This window comes from Streptomyces sp. NPDC001980, from assembly GCF_040296885.1.
In the GTDB taxonomy this organism is placed as follows: Bacteria; Actinomycetota; Actinomycetes; order Streptomycetales; family Streptomycetaceae; genus Streptomyces.
In genome coordinates, this window is the sequence record NZ_JBEOYD010000026.1 from 62,271 (window position 1) to 83,552 (window position 21,282).

Below are 21,282 nucleotides of genomic sequence, written 5' to 3' on the forward strand. Positions count from 1 at the left end.
ATGAAGGGCTGACCCCCTCCGATGCACCTGCCGCGCCAGCTCGGCCCGCTGCACGACCTGCCGTCCACCCCCGAGGCGTACGACGCGGTCCTCGCCGACGTCGTCGAACAGGCCCTGGCCCGCCTCACCCCCGAGGGCAACCTCGAACACCCCGACGCGGACGACGACATCGGCGACACCTCCCTCGGCGTCACCTCCCTGCTGGCCCTCGCCTGGCAGCGGTCCAAGGACCCGCGGCTGCCGGAGGCGGTGCGCCGCAGCCTCGCCTTCCATCTGCGCGAACGGGTCTACACCGAGGACAACCCCGGCTACCCGAACCTCACCGTCCGCAATTCCGGACTCCCGTACGCCCGTTACGTCCTGGCGGCGGGCGCGCACCCGATCGGGGACTGGCCCAGCACGGTCTGGGCGCTGCTCCAGACCGTGAACGTCCTCGACCTCGCGGACGGCCTGGTCGACGAGGGACAGCGCGCGGAGCTGGTCGAGGTGGGCCGCGGTTACTGGCGCTGGCTGACCGAGGCCACCTTCTTCAACCCGCAGGAGGCCGGCAACCAGGCCATCGGGTGTGTGGTCGGCGGCCTGATGCTGGCGCGGCATCTCCCGTCCGAGGAGGCGGAGCCGGTCCGCGAGCGGGCATTCGCCCTGTACACCGACAGGATCCGCGCTCACCGCGTCTCCGACCGGGGCGCGCTGCTGCCGCCCGAGCACGGCGGCGCCTACGACAACAACTACGGCCCGATCTCCCTGTCCTTCCTCGCCCAGGCCCACCGGATCAGCGGCGCGGAGATGTTCGCCGAGGACGGCGACGCACTCGCCCGCTACCTCGACGCCCGCCTGCCCAACGGCGGCTTCGACAACGGCGGCCCCCGCTACAGCGAACAGCACTCCGGCTTTGAATCCGTCCTCGGGCTGCGCTACTTCGGCGCCCGGATCGGCTCCGACCTGGGCCGCTACCGGGGCGACACCAACTGGGGACGGCACGCCGTCAAGCCGGACGGCGGTGTCGACGGGCACTTCGCCTGGATGCTGGTCTGGCAGATCCAGGACACCACCCCCTGGCACCGCGACCCGGCGACGGCCCCGGCCCGCCACCAACTCCGAGCCGGATCGGTCTCGGTGGCCTTCGACCACCGGATGACCCCGTCCCTGGTCGAGGCGGGCGGCACCTACTACCTGCCGGCGGCGGTGAACCGGCAGCACGGCTTCGGCCCGGTCCTGGACGGCTTCCTGTACTGCCGGCCCATGGGCGAGGTCCGGGTCCGGGACGTCCACACCGACGGCCTGACCGCCAAGCTGGTCAGCAAGCCGGTCGTGGGCCGTGACCACGTGCTGCGCCACGTGCGCTCCCTGTACGTCACGGACGGCACCCGGCTGTGGGTGACGGTGGCCGTGGAGCGGCTCGGCGGGACGCCGTACCTGCTGGCCGGGCTGCCCTACGCGGCGGACGTCGGCGACCGGGTGCGCCGGGTCGCCGAGGGCGAGGTGGCCGCGGCGGGCGCCCTGCGCCTCACGCACCCCGCCCGGCAGGGCGTGGACCACTTCGACGCGCGCGCCGAACTCACCCAGGAGCAGGCCGCGTTCGCCCTCGCCGCCGACCCGCGCGGCTACGGCAACCCGGACGAGGGCTGGCGCCACCTGGTCACCTCGACGGCCTATGAGGCCGAACCGGCGCCGGGCGCACCGGAGCACCTGCAGGTGTTCGCCGTGCGGTACGGGCCCGGCGCGGACTTCACGGTGTCGTTCGAGGGCGATCTGACGGTGCACACCGAGGCGTTCACGGTCGCCATCGGGCCCGAGGAGGCCCACGGCGTGCCCGAACTCGCCCTCACCGCCTGCTAGTTCAGCGACCGCTGCCCGCGTCGTACGGCGCGGGCAGCGCCGTCTCCGGAACCACCAGGTCCGCCCGGTCCCGGGTGTCGGCGACCAGGTCGGCGTTGCGCTGGTCGGTGCCCGCCACCCAGGCCACCGCCTGCTCGTGCCCCTTGCCGAACTCCTCGTGCCGGGCGACCAGTCGCCGTACCCGTTCCGCCTCGTCGATCTCGCAGAACCACACCTCGTCCAGAGCCGGCCGCACCCGCGCCCACAGACCGTCCCTCAGCAGCAGGTAGTTGCCCTCCGTCACCACCAGCCGGGCCGTCGGCAGGACGGGGATCACGCCCGCGACCGGCTGTTCAAGGACCCGCTCGAAGCCCGGCGCGTACACCACGACGTCCGTCTCCGCGCGCAACCGCCGCAGCAGCGCCGCGTACCCGGCCGCGTCGAAGGTCGCCGGCGCCCCCTTGCGGTCCCGCAGGCCGAGGCGGTCCAACTCGACGTCGGCCAGGTGGAAGCCGTCCATCGGCACGTGCGCGGCCCACGGCTCACCGGTGCCGTTCAGCTCCCGCACCAGGTGCTCGGCCAGGGTGGTCTTGCCGGCACCGGGGCTGCCCGCGATGCCGAGGATCGCGCGCGGGGACCGTCCGGCGAGTGAACGGGCGCGGTCGATGAGGTCGTCGAAAGTCAGCGGCACGCAAAAAGTGTGACATCGGGCCCGGCGGATGTGGCGGGCACCACCCACAGACCGCCACCCGGTGGGCAAGGATGCGGATATGACTGCACTCGGTCTGCCCGACACCATCCAGGCCTGTCTCTTCGATCTCGACGGGGTCGTCACCAAGACGGCCGTCGTGCACGCGGCGGCCTGGAAGGAGACCTTCGACGCCTTCCTGCGCGGCCACGACGGGCAGCGGCCCTTCGACGCGGTCGCCGACTACGACGAGTACGTCGACGGACGCCCGCGCGCCGACGGGGTCCGCGCCTTCCTCGACTCCCGCGGCATCCACCTGCCCGAGGGCACCCCGGACGACCCGCCGGACGCCCCGACCGTGCACGGCCTCGGCAACCGCAAGAACGAGCTGCTGCTGGAGAAGATCCGCACCCAGGGGGTGGAGGCCTACGACGGCACCCTGCGCTATCTGGAGGCGGTCCGCGCGCACGGGCTGCGCACCGCGATCGTCTCCTCCAGCGCCAACTGCCGTGACGTGCTCCACTCGATCGGCGCCGAGCACTTCTTCGACGTCCGGATCGACGGGGTGGTGGCCGCCGAGCGCGGGCTGCCCGGCAAGCCGCACCCGGACACCTTCCTGGCCGCCGCCCACGACCTGGGGGTCGAACCCGCCGCCGCCGCGGTCTTCGAGGACGCCCTCGCCGGGATGGACGCGGGTCGGGCGGGCCGTTTCGGGTACGTCGTCGGCGTGGACCGTGTCGGGCAGACGGACGCCCTGTACGCACACGGCGCGGACACGGTCGTGAAGGACCTCGCCGAGCTGGGAGGCAAGGAGTGATCACCCAACGGTCGTACGCCGTGGAACCCTGGACGGTCCGCGAGACCGCGCTCAACCTGGACGTGCTCGCGCAGAGCGAGTCGGTCTTCGCGCTGTCCAACGGGCATGTCGGCTGGCGCGGCAACCTCGACGAGGGCGAACCGCACGGCCTGCCGGGCAGCTACCTCAACGGCGTGCACGAGGTGCACCCGCTGCCGTACGCCGAGGCCGGCTACGGCTACCCCGAGTCCGGGCAGACCGTCATCAACGTCACCAACGGCAAGATCCTTCGGCTGCTGGTCGACGACGAGCCCTTCGACCTGCGCTACGGCCGGCTCGTCGCCCACGAGCGGGTCCTCGACCTGCGCCGGGGCGTCCTGGAGCGGACCTGCGAGTGGACCTCGCCGGCCGGCTCCACCGTGCGGGTGCGCTCGACCCGGCTGGTGTCGCTGACCCAGCGGGCGATCGCCGCCGTCTCCTACGAGGTGGAGGCCGTCGACCGCCGCTGCCGGATCGTGGTCCAGTCCGAACTCGTCGCCAACGAGCAACTGCCCGAGTCGAACGGTGATCCCCGAGCGGCGCGCGCGCTGCAGTCGCCGCTGGAGCAGGAGGACGACTTCGCCTCCGGGTACCGGCTACGCCTCGTGCACCGCACCCGGCGCAGCGGACTGCGGGTCGCGGTCGCCGCCGACCACACCGTCTCCGGTCCCGAGCGGACCTCGGCCCGCGCCGAGAGCGGCGTGGACGTGGCCCGCCTGACCGTCACCTCCGTCCTGGAGCCCGGACAGCGGCTGCGGGTGGAGAAGTTCGTCGCCCACGGCTGGTCCGGGGTGCGTTCGCTGCCCGCCATGGCCGACCAGGTGGACGCGGCGCTCGCGGCCGCCGCCCACGAGGGCTGGCAGGGGCTCGCCGACGACCAGCGCGGCTACCTGGACGACTTCTGGTCCCGCGCCGACGTGGAGGTGGACGGCGACGAGGAGGTCCAGCAGGCCGTCCGCTTCGCCCTCTTCCACGTGCTCCAGGCCGGGGCCCGCGCCGAACAGCGGGCGATACCCGCCAAGGGCCTCACCGGCTCCGGGTACGACGGGCACGCCTTCTGGGACACCGAGATGTTCGTGCTGCCCGTCCTCACCCACACCGCCCCCGGCGCCGTCGCCGAGGCGCTGCGCTGGCGGCACAACACCCTGCCCGCCGCCCGCGAACGCGCCGCCCAGCTCGGTCTGAACGGGGCCGCGTTCCCCTGGCGGACCATCGCGGGACCGGAGGGCTCGGCCTACTGGCCGGCCGGCACCGCCGCCTTCCACGTCAACGCCGACGTCGCCGACGCCGTGGTCCGCTACGTCGCCGCCACCGGCGACACCGACTTCGAACGGGACACCGGCGTCGAACTGCTCGTCGAGACCGCCCGCCTGTGGCGCTCGCTCGGCCACCACGACAGCCGCGGCGCCTTCCACATCGACGGTGTCACCGGCCCCGACGAGTACAGCGCCGTCGCCGACGACAACACGTACACCAACCTGATGGCCCACGCGAACCTGCTGGCCGCCGCCGACGCCGTCGAACGCCACCCGCGGCAGGCGGCGGAGCTCGGCGTCGACGCGGAGGAGAGCGCCGCCTGGCGGGACGCCGCCGAGTCCGTGCACATCCCCTACAACCACGAACTCGGCGTCCACGAGCAGCACGCCGGATTCACCCGCTACCAGCGCTGGGACTTCGAGAACACCCGCCCCGAGCAGTACCCGCTGCTGCTGAACTTCCCCTACTTCGACCTCTACCGCAAACAGGTCGTCAAACAGGCCGACCTGGTGCTGGCGATGTACACCTGCGAGGCGTACTTCGACGAGGAGCACATCGCCCGCAACTTCGCGTACTACGAGCCGCTGACCGTCCGCGACTCCTCGCTGTCCGCCTGCTGCCAGGCCGTCGTCGCCGCCCAGGCCGGGCACCTCACGCTCGCCCACGCCTACACGGCCGAGGCCGCGCTGATGGACCTCGACGACCTGGAGCACAACACCCGCGACGGACTGCACATCGCCTCCCTCGCCGGCACCTGGATGGCCCTGGTGGCCGGCTTCGGCGGGCTGCGCCACTACGACGACGGGGCCCGGTTCGCTCCCCGGCTGCCGGAGCGGCTGCGCCGGCTCGCCTTCAGCCTGCAGCTGCGCGGCAGCAGGCTGCGGGTGGAGATCGGCGCGGACAAGGCGACGTACACCCTGCTGGACGGCCCGCCGCTCACCGTCCACCACCACGGCGAGCCGGTGACGGTCGGCACGGACAGCCCGGCGGTACGGGCGGTGCCCCCGGTCAGGCCGGGTCCGACTCCGGGCCAGCCGCTGCACCGGGCACCGAATCGGCCGAGCTGAAGCGCCCCTGAAGGGGCGCCCTACGTGAGGGCGTTTACCAGGAGCCGTACCAGGTCGCCCGTCGCGTCCGCCGCGAACAGGGCCGCCAGTGCGCCCAGGGCGAGAACGGCCGCCGCGGCCGGCCAGAGATACGGGGGCGGGGTCGTCTGCAGGGCCGCGATGCGGCGCGTCACCGCGCGGTCGGTGAAGTTCAGGGCGCAGGCCGGGCGGGTGGCACGGCCCGCGCTGAGGGCCGCCCGGGCCAGCGCCCGGGCGGTGGTCCCGCGGTCCCCGACCTCGGTCGCCGCCTGCTCGTCCGCCCACCGCTCCACCAGGAAGGTCACCGCGGAACGGACCGGGCCGAGCAGCGGGTTCGCGGCCGCCGCGAGCGTCACCGCCGTCACCAGGCGGCCGTGCCGGTGCCTCAGATGGGCGCGCTCGTGCGCGAGCAGCACCCGCCGCTCCGCCGGTGCCAGCGCGCCCAGCATCGCCGAGGTGACCAGGATGCGGCCCGGCCGCCCGGGGATCGCGAACGCCTGTGGCACCTCGCAGGCCGCCACCACCAGCTCGGTGTCCCGCGGATGCCCCTCGCACAGCCGCCGCAGCGCCCGCCGGGTGCGCCGCTCGGCACGCACCGCCCGCTGCACCCGCCAGACCACCGCGACCAGCGCCAGGCAGGCGGCGACGCCGATCACCTCGGGCACCGGGTCGGCAAGCGGGTGCCCGTCCTCGTGGGCCTCCCGGACCACCGGCGGGGCGTCGCCCAGCAGGGCCGTCGTGAGCAGGACCAGGGACCAGACGGCCGCTGCGGCGGTCAGCACAGCGGCGGATGCGAGGACGCGTGCCGCCAGCGCGGGCGCGACCCGGCGGGCGATCACCGGGCTGACCAGGGGGAGCAGCAGGGAGACCAGCAGCGGGGTGTAGACGTCGAACCTCATGCGCCGCCTCCGGCGAACAGGTTCCGCAGCGCCCGCTCCTCCTCCGGGCTCAGCCCGGACACGAACTGCTGGAGGGCCGCGATCGGGTCCGGGCCCCGGTCCAGGGCCTCGTGCATGGCCTCGGCGGTCAGCTCGGCCGCGTTCTTCGCCGGCCGGTACGCACCCCGCCGCCCGTCCGCGTCGCGCAGCACGAGCCCCTTGTCGTACAGCCGCTTCAGGATGGTGTGGACCGTGTTGTACGCCAGCCCGCCGCCGATCTCGGTCTGGATCTCGGCCGGGGTCAACGGGCGTTCGGTCGCCCACAGGGCCGCCAGGACCTCGCTCTCCAGCTCTCCGGCGCTGCGCCGCTCCGTCCTGCCGCGGGACCCTGTGCCAGCCATGGCACAACCTTACAGCGCGTAGTGCCGCCGTTCGTATGGACGTACCCGCGCTGCCTCCGCCGGTAAGTCCGGTTAATTTGTCAGTGTTTGTCCCTGAAGCCCGTGGAGGGTCCTGCGCGCCGCAGGGGAACAGGGGGGGTGCCTCGATGGTCCCGAACGTGAACGCCACGCCCGTCATGGGCCGCCGGGGACTCTACTGGCAGAGCGCTGCCTGCCTGGTGCTGCTGCTCGGCGCGGGCTGGCTGGTCCGGCGGCACTGGCCGGTCGTGGCACACGGAGCGGTCCGGCTCGCCGGCGCCGACCAGGGGTGGCTGCTGGTGGCGGCCGTGGCGGCGGTCGGGACCTGGGCGTCCTCCGCGCTCGCCCAGCAGGGCGCGGTCACGCCCCGACTGCCCGGCGGCCGGCTGGTCGCCGCCCAGTTCGCCGCGTCGGCCGCCAACCACGTACTGCCCGCCGGGCTCGGCGCGGGCGCGGTGAACCTGCGGTTCCTGATGCGGTGCGGACTTCCGGCGGGCCGCGGGGCGTCCGCTCTCGCGGTCAAGGCGGCCTCCGGCGCGGTGGTCCGGGTGGCCCTGATCGCGGTCCTGGCGCCCGCGTGCCCGGGGCTGCTGCGGATCCCGCACGTGTCCGGGGCGGTGCTCCTCGCCGTGACCGCTGCGACGGCCCTGGGCGCGGTGCTGCTCCGGGCCCGGGTGTGGCCCCGCTGCCGGGGCGCGGTGGCCGTCGTGGCCGCAGACATCCGGGCCCTGCACGCCCGCCCGGTCCGCGCGGCCGCGCTGTGGGGCGGCTCGCTGGCTTTCGCCGCGCTGCACGCGCTGGTGCTCTTCGCCGTGACCCGGGCGGTCGGACTGCCGCTCTCCCCGGCCCGGGTGGCGCTGCTCTACCTCGCCGCCAGTGGCGCCGCCGCGCTGCTGCCCACCCCGGGCGGCCTCGGCTCCCTCGACGCGGCCCTCGCGCTCGCCCTCACCGCCTCCGGGACCCCGGCCGCCGCGGCCGCCTCCGCCGTGCTCGGCTACCGGCTGCTGACGGTGTGGCTGCCGCTGCTGCCGGGCCTGCTGGTGCTCGGGTTACTGGTCCGGCGCCGGGCGCTGTGACCGGGCGGACGTTTCCCGGCGCCCCGCGTCAGGTAGGAGTCGGGTGTCGTCGGCCGACAGGAGGGGGACCGGTATGACAGCGAACGACACGGAGGGCCGGCTGGGGGAGGAGTTCTTCACGCCCGGGACCTCGTCCTTCGCCCGTTTCCTCGCCGCCCACCGGCCCGAACTGCTGCCCACCCGCAGCCCGCTGCCGCCCGGTACGGTCGCCGCGCCCGACGCCTTCCCGCACGGCACCACCGTCCTCGCCCTCGCCCACCGCGACGGCGTGCTGATCGCCGGCGACCGCCGGGCCACCATGGGCAACCTCATCGCGCAGCGCGACCTGGAGAAGGTGCACCCCGCGGACGACCACACGGCGGTCGCCTTCGCCGGCACCGTGGGGCTGGCCCTCGACATGGTCAAGCTCTACCAGGTCGAACTGACCCACTTCGAGAAGATCGAGGGCATCCCCATGACCCTCGACGGCAAGGCCCGCCGGCTCGCTTCGATGATCCGCGAGAACCTCGGCCAGGCCATGCAGGGCCTCGCGGTCGTCCCGCTGCTCGCCGGTTACGACCCGAAGGCGCCGGAGGGGGAGCGCGGCCGCATCTTCAGCTTCGACGTCGCCGGCGGCCTCTACGAGAAGCGCGCCTTCCACGTGGAGGGCAGCGGCTCGCCGTACGCCGGGGGCGCCCTGAAGAAGCTCTACCGTCCCGGCCTCACCCGCCGCGAGGCCGCCCTCGCCGCGCTCCAGGCGCTGTACGACGCGGCCGACGACGACTCGGCGACCGGCGGCCCCGACCTCAACCGCCGTATCTTCCCGCTGGTCTCGGTCATCACGGAGGACGGCTTCGAACGGCTGCCGGAGACCGAGACGGCGGACCTGACCCGGGAGATGGTCGACCAGCGCCGCAGCCGTCCGGACGGACCGGGCGCCGTGTCCTGACTCAGGGCGCGGACACCGGTCTCTCCGGCAGGCCGTCCGGCGCTCCCAGGTCCGGAACCCACCGGGCCGCCACGCACGCGCAGACCCCGAGCCACCCGGCCGCGAACAGCCAGCCGCCGATCACGTCGGTGCTCCAGTGCACGCCGAGGAACACCCGGGTGGCCCCCACGGCGAGCGCCCAGCAGGCGAGGGCCACGCACCACGGCGTACGGCCGTGCGGGGCCCTCGTCCAGATCGCGAGGATCACCAGGCCGGCGGCGAGCGCGGCGGTGGTGGTGTGGCCGGACGGGAACGACCAGCCAGAGGCCGACGTCTGCCAGTCGGCCTGCGGTGGCCGGGGCCGGGCCACCAGCTCCAGCACGCCTCGCCGGACCGTCTGGCCCAAGGCCAGGCAGCCCGCGCCGAGCAGCGCGGCGGCCAGTCGCTGCCGCCGGGTGCGGCCCACGACCAGACCGGCCGCCATCACCAGGGCGTACGGCACGACCCCGGTACCGGTCGCGGTGATCCCCCGGGCCACGGCCACCGCCACGTCGGGCCGATGGCCGAGGGACCAGGCCAGCAGCGTGCGGTCCGGGCCGAGCGGGGTGCCGTGCCGGCCCGTCACGACCAGGGCCAGCACCGCGAACGCCGCCCAGGCCCCCAACGCGACACTCCCCGCGAACTCCGCGGTCCTCTTGCGGTCCATGACGCCGACGACGGCCCTTTCGGTGTGATGCGGTGCAACCCGGGGGGTGACTACGAACCTGTAGACGGTCTACCCGAATGTAGACGATTGCCGTCCCGTCGGTGTTCCCGGGTGCGTGCGTCCGTGTCCGGGCGCGGCTTTTGCCGCACCATTGCCAGTTCATGACCGACTGACTACATGGGTGTAGTCATCATGGTCGGCGGAGTAAGGCATGCCTTCACTAAGTTCGAGCCAAGGGGCGGGGACGGGCCTGCCGGGGAGGGCTGCGACGGATGTGGGACGACGCGTTTCCTAGTTTCCTGATCGGGCTGAGGGAGGGTCTCGAGGCGGGGCTGATCGTCTCGATCCTCGTCGCCACGCTGGTGCGGGCCGAGGCCAGGAACCGGCTGCCGCAGGTGTGGACGGGTGTCCTGGCCGCGATCGCGCTGGCGATGAGCTTCGGCGCGGTCCTCACCTTCACCGCCGCCTCCCTCTCCGCGACCGCCCAGGAGGCCTTCGGCGGCACCCTCAGCGTGATCGCGGTCGCCTTCGTCACCGCCATGGTCTTCTGGATGCGCCGCTCGGCCCGCAGCCTCGCCGGCGAGATCAAGGAGAAGGTCACCGGCGCCCTGGCCATGGGCACCGGCGTACTGATCCTGACGTCGTTCCTCGCGGTCGGCCGCGAGGGTCTGGAGACCGCGCTGTTCCTGTGGACCACCGCCCGGGCGGCCGGCGAGTCCGCGGGGCCCCTGACCGGCGCCGGGATCGGCCTGGTCCTGGCGGCCGGCCTCTGCTGGGGCCTGTACCGACGCGTCCTGAAGATCAACCTCACGAGGTTCTTCACCTACACGGGCGCCGTCCTGATCGTGATCGCGGCCGGCGTCCTCGGCTACGGACTCCGCGACCTCCAGGAGGGCGGCGTCCTCCCGGGCAACACGGCCTACGCCGTCGACCTCAGCAGCCACATCGACGCGGGCTCCTGGTACAGCACCCTCCTCCAGGGCGTCCTCAACATCACGCCGACGATGACCTGCTTCCAGGTGATCGGATACGCCGGCTATCTCGCCCTGGTGATGACCCTGTTCGTGCGCGGAGTGCGTGCCGGTGCGCCGAAGCCGGCCGCCGCCACGTCCGGGCCGCAACCGGCCATTGCGGAGCCCGAGCCCGAGCCGGTGGCTGATGCGCCCGCGCACACACCTGCCACCGCGCTGCCGGAGCCGGTGCCCGCCGCCCGCGAGCCCGAGCCGCAGCCCGCCGAGCACCCGCGGCGCCGGCCCGCCTGGGTGGTGCCCGTCGCCGTGGTCGCCGTTCCGGCCGTCGTCGCGGGGCTCGTCGTCGCCTTCGCCGGGCCCAAGTCCACGAGCGGGGAGACCGTCGCCGTCTCCGAGACCGAGTGCGGCAAGGGCTTCACCGCACCGAAGCCGGGCCGGCAGACCTTCCAGATGCAGAACACCGGCAGCAAGACCTCCGAGGTGTACCTGATCGACCCGAGCAGCAACGCGGTCTACGGCGAGGTCGAGGGCCTCGCCCCCGGCACCACCCGTGACCTGGTCGCCACGGTGGCCGGCGGCACCTACGCCTGGCGCTGTGTCCCCTCCGGCGGCCGGGCCGTCACCTCCAAGTCGGTCACTGTCAGCGGCGGCACGGGCAGCACCAAAGCGGTCGTACCGGTCTCCGAGAACGACCTCGCGGCACCGCTCAAGGCCTACAAGGCATACGTCGAACAGGGCCTGGCCACCCTCGTCGCCCAGACCCGCACGCTCGACGCGGACATCGCGGGCAACCACCTCGCCCAGGCCCGCACCGACTGGCTGACCGCCCACCTCACCTACTCCTCCCTCGGCGCCGCCTACGGCACCTTCGAGGACTTCGACAAGAAGATCAACGGCCGCGCCGACGGCCTCCCGGGCGGGGTGGCCGACCGGGACTTCGCCGGGTTCCACCGGGTCGAGTACGGGCTGTGGCACGCGCAGACCGCCGGGCAGCTGAAGGCTCCGGCCCAGGCGCTCGTCGACGCGGCGGCCGGGCTCCAGAAGGCCTTCCCCGCCCAGGACTTCGATCCCGGCGACCTGCCGCTGCGCGCCCACGAGATCCTGGAGAACGCCCTCCAGTTCGAGCTGACCGCCGACACCGACGAGGGCAGCGGCACCAACCTCGCCACCGCCGACGCCAACCTGGCCGGCACCCGCGAGCTGCTCACCGTACTGCGGCCGCTGCTGACGGCCCGGGCGCCGAAGCTGCTGCCGGCCGTCGACGCGGACATCGCCGGCCTCCAGAAGCTCCTGGACGCCGAGCACCGGGGCGCGAGCTGGACCCCGGTCGAGCAGCTCGACACCGTCACCCGGCAGCGGATCGCCGGCGCCACCGGACAGCTCCTGGAGGACCTCGCCCCGGTGCCGGACCTCCTGGAGATCAGGAAGTCCGCCTGATGAACCCCGCACCGCACCCGCACCCGTACGACGAAGGGAACCCTCCGATGTCCGCTGCCGACACCCCGTCCTGCCCCATGGGCACGGGCCGTCGCTCCTTCGTGCGGACGGCGCTGGGCGCCGGCGCCGCGGGCGCGGTCCTGGCCGGCGGCGGCTTCGCGCTGAGCCAGGCCGGCGGCACCGCCGAGGCCCGGGCCGCCGACGCGAGCGGCACCGCGAAGGTCCCCTTCCACGGCACCCACCAGGCCGGCATCCTCACCCCCGCCCCGGCCGCCGCCACCTTCGTCTCCCTCGACGTCATCGCCGACAACCGGCAGGCGCTCGCCGACCTGCTGAAGACGATCACCGAACGGGCCCGCTTCCTCACCTCCGGCGGCACCCCCGACGACCTCGGCGTCGGCGCGCCGCCCGCCGACAACGGCATCCTCGGCCCCGAGGTCCCCTCCGACGCGCTCACCGTCACCGTCGGCGTCGGCGCCTCCCTGTTCGACGACCGCTACGGCCTGGCGAAGGCGAAGCCGGCCCGGCTGACCCCGATGCGGACCTTCCCGAACGACAACCTGAAGGCCGCCGAGTGCCACGGCGACCTCTCGCTCCAGATATGCGCCAACAGCACCGACACCGTCCTGCACGCCCTGCGCGACATCGCCAAGCACACCCGCGGTGCCATGCAGATCAAGTGGCGGATCGACGGCTTCCAGAACGCCCCCCGCCCTACCGGCGCCCAGCGCAACCTGCTCGGCTTCAAGGACGGCATCGCCAATCCGGACGTCAGCTCCGCCCGGGAGACCAACCGGCTCATCTGGGTCGGCGACGGGCAGGGCGAGCCGGCCTGGACGGCGGGCGGCAGCTATCAGGTCGTCCGGATCATCCGGATGCTCGTCGAGTTCTGGGACCGGGTCTCGCTCAGCGAGCAGGAGCTGATGTTCGGCCGCCGCAAGGACACCGGCGCCCCGCTGGACGGCGCCAAGGAGACCGACATCCCGCACTACGCCAAGGACCCGCAGGGCAACGCCATCCCGCTGGACGCGCACATCCGGCTCGCCAACCCGCGCACCGCGAAGACCGACAGTTCCCGCATCCTGCGCCGCGGCTACAACTACGACCGGGGGATCGACAGCGTCGGCAACCTCGACATGGGCCTGGTCTTCTGCTGTTACCAGCAGGACGTCCAACGCCAGTTCGAGGCCACCCAGACCCGGCTCATCGACGAGCCGCTCGTCGACTACATCTCCCCGACCGGAGGCGGCTACTTCTTCGCCCTGCCGGGCGTGAAGAACACCAAGGACTGGCTGGGGAGCGGACTGCTGGGTGCCTGACCACCGGACCGGCCTTTACCTTCTCATGGCTTTCTCTTGGTGAAGGCCTGTCGCGGGCCTTGCTGCGAACGATGTGCAAGTACGGGAGGATGGCACAAGGCTGCCCATGGCAGCTGCCTATCGCTCGACCGAAGGATGTCACCTCCCGATGACGGCCGCCCCTGGTTCCGCTCCGTCCCTCCCCGCCCAGGCCGAGACCAAGCGCTCGGCCTGGCGCCGTGTCCGGGGCTCCATGACACGGCAGGAGTGGATCAGGGTCGGCGGGATGGCCGGCTTCGTGCTCGCGCTGCACGTCATCGGCTGGGGCACGCTGGTCGGGATCATCGCCCCGCAGCACTTCAGCGTGGGCACCGAGTCCTTCGGCATAGGCATCGGCGTGACCGCCTACACCCTGGGCATGCGGCACGCCTTCGACGCCGACCACATCGCGGCCATCGACAACACCACCCGCAAGCTGATGGGCGAGGGGCAGCGCCCGCTGTCGGTCGGCTTCTGGTTCTCCCTCGGCCACTCCAGCATCGTCTTCGGCCTCTCCCTGCTGCTCTCGTTCGGCATGAAGGCCCTGGCCGGGCCGGTCCAGGACGACGGATCGCACCTCCACGAGGTCACCGGCCTGATCGGAACGACGGTCTCCGGCACCTTCCTCTACCTCATCGCCGGCATCAACCTCGTCATCCTGGCCGGCATCTGGAAGGTCTTCCGGCAGATGCGCTCCGGCGCCTACGACGAGGCCGCCCTGGAGACCCAGCTCAACAACCGCGGCTTCATGAACCGCTTCCTCGGCCGGGTCACCGGCTCGATCCGCAAGCCCTGGCAGATGTACCCGCTCGGCCTGCTGTTCGGCCTCGGCTTCGACACCGCTACCGAGATCGCCCTGCTGGTCCTGGCCGGCTCCGGCGCCGCCTCAGGCCTGCCCTGGTACGCCATCCTCACCCTGCCGGTGCTCTTCGCGGCCGGCATGTCGCTCCTCGACACCATCGACGGCTCGTTCATGAACTTCGCCTACGAGTGGGCCTTCTCCAAGCCGGTCCGCAAGGTCTACTACAACCTCACCATCACCGGCCTGTCCGTGGCCGTCGCCCTGATCATCGGCACCGTGGAACTCCTCGGCCTGCTCGCCGACAAGATGGACCTGCACGGCTTCTTCTGGGACTGGGTCGCCGGGCTCGACCTCAACACCGTCGGCTTCGTCATCGTCGGCCTCTTCTTCGCCACCTGGGCGATCGCCCTGCTGGTCTGGAAGGCGGGCCGCATCGAGGAGAAGTGGACGGCGGGCCTGAGCCCCCGGACCGCCGAGCAGACCGAGGGCTGAGCGCTCCACTGGAAGTGCCGCGATATCCCGTCGGTCGACTGCGGCGCCGTCGTGGCTGGTCGCGCCCGCGCGGCGGCAGCCGCATATCGGATACGGCCCCGCGCCCCTTACGGGGCGCTCATCAGCCGCGCATCTTCAGATCCGCCCGCCACTTGAGGATCTGTTTCTCCGCGTCGCCGGTGTACGACCAGGGCGTGCGGGTCGCCCGCCGCCCCTGGAGCCGCAGCAGCTCCACGGCGAGATCCGTGACGCCCGCCTGACAGGCCGCGTGCGTCAGGTGGTTGAGGTCGCGCAGCTCGCCCGGGGCGACCGGGTCCTCGCCGCGCTGCGCGATCCAGCGCTCCCAGGTGCGCCGTACGTCGCTGACCGCGCCGTCGTGCTTCCAGTGCTGGCTGAGCGCGATCGCGTTCTGCTGTCCCTGCGCGGCGTCCAGGGCGTACCGGAACTCCTCGACGCGGGCGTACTGCACCAGGACGGGCAGCGCGCAGCCCGGCGGGGCGACCCCGGCCGCGTCCCGGGCGAAGTCGTACATCAGGCCGTGCGTGCCGTGCCAGCGCGCGGAGTAGTAGTGGAGCACCTGGAGGTGGCCCTCCACGTTGTAGGGGTCGCGCCGGTGCAACTCGTCCCACCAGCGGGCGAGTTCCTGCCGGCGCACCCCGGTCGGATACAGCCGGGCCACCGAGATCAGGGAGACCCAGGGGGTCGGGTCCTGCGGGTACGCGTCGGCGGCGGCCAGGCAGGTCAGCACGGCGGTGTCGATCCTGGCCCGGTCGATCGGGACACCCCGGCCCGCCGAGATGGCCAGGGTGAACGCCCGGGCGGTCTCGGTCGCCGCCCGCAGCACCAGCGCGTCGGCGCCGTGCGGCTCGGCGGCCAGCCAGGACTCGGCCGTCGAGTTGCCCGTGCAGGCCTGTGCCAGCAGTCGGACCCGGTGTCCCCGGACCAGCCAGTCCGGGCCGGTCGTCCGGAGCAGATCCCTGAGGCCCTGCCAGCGGCCGATGACGATGTCCTGGCGGGCCGAGGTGAGGGATGTGTCCCCGCAGTCCGGGTCGAAGTCGGGGGCGAAACGGTCGCGCGCCATCGGACTCGTACCTCAGAAGTCGGTGGGGAGGCCTTCGTAAGCCTGGGCCTGCAAGCTGGCGGGTTCGTCGGGGACGTAGTCGGCCTCGACCGTGTGGGTGGCGTCCAGTTTGGCCGGACGGTAGTAGTCGCTGCCCTGCTTCCAGTACCAGAGCATCGGGATCAGGCCGACGGCCAGGCCGCCGATGCCGATCGCGATCGCCGCGGTGCTCAGCTCGCCCAGCGACTCGACGAAGATCCAGAACATGAACAGCGCGCCGCCCAGCGGCCACAGCCCGCCGAGCAGGAAGTTGCCGGCCGACCTGAAAAGGATCTTGCGGTAGGCCACGACCACCGCGAGGCCCGCGAGACCGTAGTAGACGGCGATCTGCAGGCCGATCGCCGAGATGGCGTCGGAGAGGATCTCGCCCACCGAGCCCAGCGCGTTGGAGGCGATGAACAGCGTCAGCGCCACCGCGCCGACCACGCCGATCGCCACGTGCGGGGTGTTCCAGGTGCGGTGCACCCTGCCCAGCGCGGCCGGCATCGTCCGGTCCCGGCCCATCGCGAACAGCGAGCGGGTCACCTGGATGAGCGTCGTCTCCAGAGTCGCGATGGTGGACAGCATCACGGCGACGATGAGCAGCTTGCCGCCCCAGCCCGGCCAGATCTCCTCGCCCAGCACGCCCAGCACGTTGGCGTCGTTCGCCGCGATCTGGTCCGAGGACAGGATCACGTTCACGGCGATGGTGAACACCTCGAACAGGGCGAAGACGATGCCGACGCCGATCAGGCCCGCGAGGCCGGTGGTACGGCGGGAGTTGCGGGTCTCCTCGCTGAGGTTGCTGGTGACGTCCCAGCCCCAGTAGTAGAAGGCGGCGATGAGCGCGCCCGAGGCGAAGCCGGAGACGCCCTCGAAGTGGGAGAAGCCGAGCCAGGACCAGTCGAAGGCGCGGGCGTTGCCGGTGTGGAAGAGGGCCAGCACCGCGAAGAGCAGCAGGATCGCCAGCTCGATGCCGGACATCAGCAGCTGGGCGCGCACGGTGAGGCGGGCGCCGCCGAGCACCACCGCCAGCATGACCAGGAACCAGGCGGCGCCGACCACCGTGGACAGGGCCACGTTGTCGGCGAGGTCCGCGTCGAACAGGGACAGCGTCATCGACCCGGCGGGCAGCGAGCCGGCCACCATGAATATGGTCGCGGACACCACCAGCGCCCAGCCGCTGACGAAGCCGAGGAACGGGTGCAGGGTGCGGCCCACCCAGGAGTAGCTCGCGCCCGCGTTCACGTCGATCCGGCCCAGGTAGCTGAAGGCGAGCGCGATGCCCAGCATCGGTATCGCACACCACAGCAGGGCGGCCGGACTGGCCAGCCCCACCGCCCCGGCCAGCACCGCGGTGGTGGCGGCCAGCGAGTACGCCGGTGCGCTGCCCGCGACGGCCATCACCACGGTGTCGAACGTGCCGAGGGCGTTGGCCTGGAGCCCTCTGCCCCTGTTGTTGCTCATGGTTGTGCTGCTTTCCGGTCGTGCAGGGCGCACGGGAGTGCTGACCCGCGGCGGTACGGGTGGGGGGTGCACGACCCGCCCCGCACCCGGTGAGGGATGGCCTCGGGCAAGGACCGGTCGGAAGAGAAAGGTGAGGGCCGCATGCCCAGAGTCGGCGAACGGTCACACCGCGTGTGTGGGTGTGACTATAGCGGCACTCTTTGACCTTTCAAGCTGACCGACCGGTAATCACATATGCCACTTGGGGCCGACAACTCTCACACCGGAAGCAGCGGTTCCTCCTGCCCCCTCAGTCCTCCAGCCGGTCGAGCTGCCGCAGCTTGTTGGTGGCGTCCAGGGCCGCAACCTTGTACGACTCGGCGAGCGTCGGGTAGTTGAACACCGCGTCCACCAGATAGTCGACCGTGCCGCCGCAGCCCATCACCGACTGACCGATATGGATCAGTTCTGTCGCTCCGGTACCGAAGCAGTGCACACCGAGCAGCCGCCGGTCCTCGGGAGAGACCAGGAGCTTGAGCATGCCGTGCGAGTCGCCGATGATCTGGCCCCGGGCCAACTCCCGGTAGCGGGCCACCCCGACCTCGAACGGCACGCTGTCCGCGGTGAGTTGGTCCTCGGTTTGGCCGACGAAGCTGATCTCCGGGATGGTGTAGATGCCGATGGGCTGAAGGTTGTCCATCTGCCCGACCGGCTCCCCGCAGGCGTGGTACGCGGCGACCCGGCCCTGCTCCATCGAGGTCGCGGCGAGCGCCGGGAAGCCGATGACGTCGCCGACGGCGTAGATGTGCGGCACCTCGGTGCGGAAGTGCTCGTCCACCGTGATCCGGCCGCGCCGGTCCGCGGACAGGCCGGCCTTGTCCAGGTCGAGTCCGTCGGTCAGGCCCTGGCGGCCCGCCGAGTACATCACCGTGTCCGCCGGTATCTTCTTGCCGCTCTCCAGCACGGTCAGCGTGCCCCGCGGATGCCGTTCGACGGCGGCGACGGTCTCCCCGAACCGGAAGGTGACGGCCAGGTCCCGCAGGTGGTACTTGAGCGACTCCACGACCTCGATGTCGCACATGTCGAGCATGGCCGCGCGCTTCTCGACCACGGTGACCTTGCTGCCGAGCGCGGCGAACATGCTGGCGTACTCCATGCCGATGACGCCGGCGCCGACGATGACCATGGAGCGCGGCACCCGCTCCAGGGACAGCACGTTGTCCGAGTCCATGATGGTGCGGCCGTCGAACTCGACGCTGTCCGGGCGGGCCGGCCGGGTGCCGGTGGCGATGATGATGTGCTCCGCGGTCAACAGCCGTTCGTTGCCGTTCGGTTCGCTCAGGGCGACGGTGTGCGGGTCGACGAACCGGCCGGTGCCGGAGCAGAGGGTGACGTGGTTGCGGGAGAGCTGGTTGCGGATGACGTCCACCTCGCGGCTGACCACGTGCTGGGTGCGCGCGGTCAGGTCGGCGACGGTGATGTCCTCCTTCAGCCGGTAGCTCTGGCCGTACAGGTCGCGCTGGGTCAGGCCGGTCAGGTAGAGGACCGCCTCGCGCAGGGTCTTGGAGGGGATGGTCCCGGTGTGGATGGACACGCCACCGACCATGTCGGGGCTGTCCACGACGGCGACCCGGCGGCCGAGCTTGGCCGCGGCGATGGCGGCCTTCTGGCCGCCGGGTCCGGAACCGATGACGAGCATGTCGAAGTCGGGCACCCGGCGAAGTCTGTCAGCAGCCGCCCCCGCTTCGAAAGGGTGAACGGGCAACCTGTGCGTGAAATCCGGTACTGACCAGGCCCGTTGCACGCCTCACGGGCCCCGCGGGCCGCCGGTGTCAGGGCAGGAGCCGCTCGATGCAGTTCGGCCCCTCGCGCTCCATCTTCTTCCTGGCCCATTCCAGCGTTTCCGGGGTGACGTCCCGGCCCGACGCCATCACCAGGTCCTCGGGCGCCACCCCGGTGCCGGGGGCGCTGTGCAGCAGGGAGTCGGGGGTGGCGCGGTCCTCGGACGACCGGGACGCTTCGGATTCTGAGGTCGACATGGTCCCTCCTTCGCGGAGCGGGGTGCACACACTCACGATTGCCCGCCCGGCCGTACCCCGCATCCCGAGCGGCCCGGGGCCTGCCCGGAAAGCAGTTCGCCCCTTTTAAGCTGTATGGTGACCGTACATCCGTTCCGGGGAGGCCGTCACGATGGCCGAGCAGCCGTTCTACCAGAATGCGCCCGGGAGCCCCCGCTACCTGCCGATCGCCGAACACGGACTGATCGGCGATCTGCGCAGCGTGGCTCTGGTCGGCAGCAACGGCACGATCGACTGGTACTGCAGCCCGTCCTTCGACGCCCCGAGTGTCTTCGCCGCCGTCCTGGACGCCGAGCGCGGCGGTTTCTTCGCGCTGGCCGCCGCCGTGCCGGCCCGGACCAAACAGTTCTACTTCCCCGACACCAACGTGCTGATCACCCGGTTCTTCACCGACGAGGGGGTCGGCGAGGTCCAGGACTTCATGCCGGTGACGGGAGAGTCGGAGGAGTGCGCGCGGCACCGGCTGATCCGCCGGGTGCTGTGCGTGCGCGGCACCGTGCCCTTCCGGGTCCGGGTGGCCCCCCGCTTCAACTACGGCGCCGACCCGCACACCCTGCGCATGCTCGGTGACACCGCGCTGTTCGAGTCCGCGGCCAAGTCCCTGCTGCTCACCTCCACGGTGGCCCTGGAGGGCGACGGCCCGGACGCATGTGCCGACTTCAAGCTCTCCGAGGGCGAGTCCGCCGTCCTCGCCCTCGACCAGGCCGGCGAGGACATCGCCCCGCGCGGCTGCGCCCGAGCCGAAGCGGAACAACAGTTCGAGACCACGGTCTGCTACTGGCGGCGCTGGCTCCACCAGTCCCGCTACCGGGGCCGCTGGCGCGAGATGGTGCACCGCTCGGCGCTCACCCTGAAGCTGCTCACCTACGCCCCCACCGGCGCCATCGTCGCCGCGCCCACCACCAGCCTGCCCGAGCAGTTCGGCGGCGAACGCAACTGGGACTACCGCTACGTCTGGATCCGCGACGCCGCCTTCGCCGTCTACGCCCTGCTGCGGCTCGGCTTCAGCAGCGAGGCCGCCGCCTTCATGAAGTTCGTGACCACCTACATCAGCCCCGGCGACGGCTTCGCCTCCGGCCCGCTGCAGATCATGTACGGCATCGACGGCCGCTCCGAACTGCCCGAACGCGAGCTCCCGCACCTGGAGGGCCACTGTGGCTCCGCCCCGGTGCGGGTCGGCAACGACGCGGCCGGCCAGCTCCAGCTGGACATCTACGGCGCCCTCATCGACTCGATCTACCTCTACGACAAGTGGGCCGAGCCCATCTCCAGCGCCCAGTGGGACGACGTCACCCGCCTCGTCGGATGGGTCTGCGACCACTGGGACCAGCCCGACGAGGGCATCTGGGAGACCCGCGGCGGCCGCAAGAACTTCCTCTACTCGCGTCTGATGTGCTGGGTCGCCATCGAGCGGGCGATCCGCCTCGCCAACCGGCGCGGCCTCCCCGCCGACCTGCCCCGCTGGCGGCAGTGCCGCGACACCATCTACCGGCGGATCATGGACCGCGGCTGGTCCGAGCGGCGCGGCGCCTTCGTCCAGCACGAGGGCGGCGACGTCCTGGACGCCTCGCTCCTGATGATGCCCCTGGCCAAGTTCATCGCCCCGACCGACCCCAAGTGGCTGTCCACCCTGGACGCCCTCACCGAGGACCTGGTCTCCGACTCCCTCGTCTACCGCTACGACCCGCAGGCCAGCCCCGACGGACTCCGCGGCGACGAAGGCACCTTCTCCATCTGCTCGTTCTGGTACGTCGAGGCCCTGGTGCGCGCCGGACGCGTCGACGAGGCCCGGCTCGCCTTCGAGAAGATGCTCACCTACGCCAACCATCTCGGCCTGTACGCCGAGGAGATCGGCCGCACCGGCGAGCAACAGGGCAACTTCCCGCAGGCGTTCACCCATCTCTCCCTCATCAGCGCCGCCTTCAACCTGGACCGCGCGCTCGGTTGAGGG

17 protein-coding genes are annotated in these 21,282 nt (G+C 72.2%); 9 read left to right on the plus strand and 8 right to left on the minus strand.

What is annotated here, in order from left to right; translation table 11 throughout:
• The first annotated feature begins 21 nt into the window (after positions 1–21).
• Complete coding sequence (locus ABT137_RS32710; RefSeq protein ID WP_351714721.1) at positions 22–1,839, plus strand: hypothetical protein; 1,818 nt, start codon at positions 22–24, stop codon at positions 1,837–1,839.
• 1 nt (position 1,840) lies between these two features.
• Here ABT137_RS32710 and ABT137_RS32715 read toward each other — a convergent pair whose 3' ends face one another.
• Positions 1,841–2,509, minus strand: a complete 669-nt coding sequence (locus tag ABT137_RS32715; RefSeq protein ID WP_351714722.1) for a nucleoside/nucleotide kinase family protein — start codon at positions 2,507–2,509, stop codon at positions 1,841–1,843.
• 79 nt (positions 2,510–2,588) lie between these two features.
• Between ABT137_RS32715 and ABT137_RS32720 the strand changes: the two genes are divergently transcribed.
• Positions 2,589–3,323: a beta-phosphoglucomutase family hydrolase gene (locus ABT137_RS32720; protein ID WP_351714723.1), complete on the plus strand. Its 735-nt coding sequence runs from the start codon at positions 2,589–2,591 to the stop codon at positions 3,321–3,323.
• The gene (locus ABT137_RS32725) at positions 3,320–5,665 is read left to right on the plus strand and encodes a glycoside hydrolase family 65 protein (RefSeq protein ID WP_351714724.1); all 2,346 of its coding nucleotides are present in this window, start codon (positions 3,320–3,322) and stop codon (positions 5,663–5,665) included. The genes ABT137_RS32720 and ABT137_RS32725 overlap by 4 nt, the downstream gene beginning before the upstream one ends.
• Before the next feature lie 20 nt (positions 5,666–5,685).
• Here the strand turns inward: ABT137_RS32725 and ABT137_RS32730 are convergent, their stop codons facing one another.
• Together ABT137_RS32730 and ABT137_RS32735 are read right to left on the minus strand one after the other, a co-directional pair.
• Entirely contained in the window at positions 5,686–6,582 is an 897-nt protein-coding gene (locus ABT137_RS32730) for a M56 family metallopeptidase (protein WP_351714725.1), read from the minus strand.
• Complete coding sequence (locus tag ABT137_RS32735; protein ID WP_294007099.1) at positions 6,579–6,962, minus strand: BlaI/MecI/CopY family transcriptional regulator; 384 nt, start codon at positions 6,960–6,962, stop codon at positions 6,579–6,581. Before ABT137_RS32735 ends, ABT137_RS32730 begins: the two co-directional genes overlap by 4 nt.
• Positions 6,963–7,108: 146 nt before the next feature.
• Between ABT137_RS32735 and ABT137_RS32740 the strand changes: the two genes are divergently transcribed.
• Together ABT137_RS32740 and prcB are read left to right on the plus strand one after the other, a co-directional pair.
• Positions 7,109–8,056: a lysylphosphatidylglycerol synthase domain-containing protein gene (locus tag ABT137_RS32740; RefSeq protein ID WP_502984608.1), complete on the plus strand. Its 948-nt coding sequence runs from the start codon at positions 7,109–7,111 to the stop codon at positions 8,054–8,056.
• Between the two features lie 73 nt (positions 8,057–8,129).
• A complete protein-coding gene (gene prcB / locus ABT137_RS32745; protein ID WP_351714726.1) occupies positions 8,130–8,984 on the plus strand; it encodes a proteasome subunit beta in 855 nt (284 codons plus the stop codon).
• Position 8,985: 1 nt separating this feature from the next.
• Here prcB and ABT137_RS32750 read toward each other — a convergent pair whose 3' ends face one another.
• Complete coding sequence (locus tag ABT137_RS32750; RefSeq protein ID WP_351714727.1) at positions 8,986–9,669, minus strand: phosphatase PAP2 family protein; 684 nt, start codon at positions 9,667–9,669, stop codon at positions 8,986–8,988.
• Between the two features lie 272 nt (positions 9,670–9,941).
• Here ABT137_RS32750 and efeU point away from each other — a divergent pair, with 272 nt between their 5' ends.
• The 3 genes from efeU to nicT all read left to right on the plus strand — a co-directional run bounded on the left by efeU (position 9,942) and on the right by nicT (position 14,708).
• Positions 9,942–12,077 carry an iron uptake transporter permease EfeU gene (gene efeU / locus ABT137_RS32755; RefSeq protein ID WP_351714728.1) on the plus strand — a complete coding sequence of 712 codons (2,136 nt, stop codon included), beginning with the start codon at positions 9,942–9,944 and terminating at the stop codon, positions 12,075–12,077.
• Positions 12,078–12,124: 47 nt separating this feature from the next.
• Positions 12,125–13,396, plus strand: a complete 1,272-nt coding sequence (efeB, locus tag ABT137_RS32760; RefSeq protein ID WP_351714729.1) for an iron uptake transporter deferrochelatase/peroxidase subunit — start codon at positions 12,125–12,127, stop codon at positions 13,394–13,396.
• Positions 13,397–13,544: 148 nt separating this feature from the next.
• A complete protein-coding gene (gene nicT, locus ABT137_RS32765; RefSeq protein WP_351714730.1) occupies positions 13,545–14,708 on the plus strand; it encodes a Nickel transporter NicT in 1,164 nt (387 codons plus the stop codon).
• 121 nt (positions 14,709–14,829) lie between these two features.
• Here the strand turns inward: nicT and ABT137_RS32770 are convergent, their stop codons facing one another.
• The 4 genes from ABT137_RS32770 to ABT137_RS32785 all read right to left on the minus strand — a co-directional run bounded on the left by ABT137_RS32770 (position 14,830) and on the right by ABT137_RS32785 (position 19,292).
• Complete coding sequence (locus ABT137_RS32770) at positions 14,830–15,789, minus strand: hypothetical protein (RefSeq protein WP_351714731.1); 960 nt, start codon at positions 15,787–15,789, stop codon at positions 14,830–14,832.
• Between the two features lie 12 nt (positions 15,790–15,801).
• Complete coding sequence (locus ABT137_RS32775) at positions 15,802–17,274, minus strand: APC family permease (protein ID WP_351714732.1); 1,473 nt, start codon at positions 17,272–17,274, stop codon at positions 15,802–15,804.
• Between the two features lie 289 nt (positions 17,275–17,563).
• Positions 17,564–18,967 carry a Si-specific NAD(P)(+) transhydrogenase gene (sthA, locus tag ABT137_RS32780; RefSeq protein ID WP_351714733.1) on the minus strand — a complete coding sequence of 468 codons (1,404 nt, stop codon included), beginning with the start codon at positions 18,965–18,967 and terminating at the stop codon, positions 17,564–17,566.
• A gap of 118 nt (positions 18,968–19,085) precedes the next feature.
• Positions 19,086–19,292: a hypothetical protein gene (locus ABT137_RS32785; protein ID WP_351714734.1), complete on the minus strand. Its 207-nt coding sequence runs from the start codon at positions 19,290–19,292 to the stop codon at positions 19,086–19,088.
• 151 nt (positions 19,293–19,443) lie between these two features.
• Between ABT137_RS32785 and ABT137_RS32790 the strand changes: the two genes are divergently transcribed.
• Positions 19,444–21,279, plus strand: coding sequence for a glycoside hydrolase family 15 protein (locus ABT137_RS32790; RefSeq protein WP_351714735.1), 1,836 nt, complete (start codon positions 19,444–19,446; stop codon positions 21,277–21,279).
• The last annotated feature ends 3 nt before the right edge of the window (positions 21,280–21,282 follow it).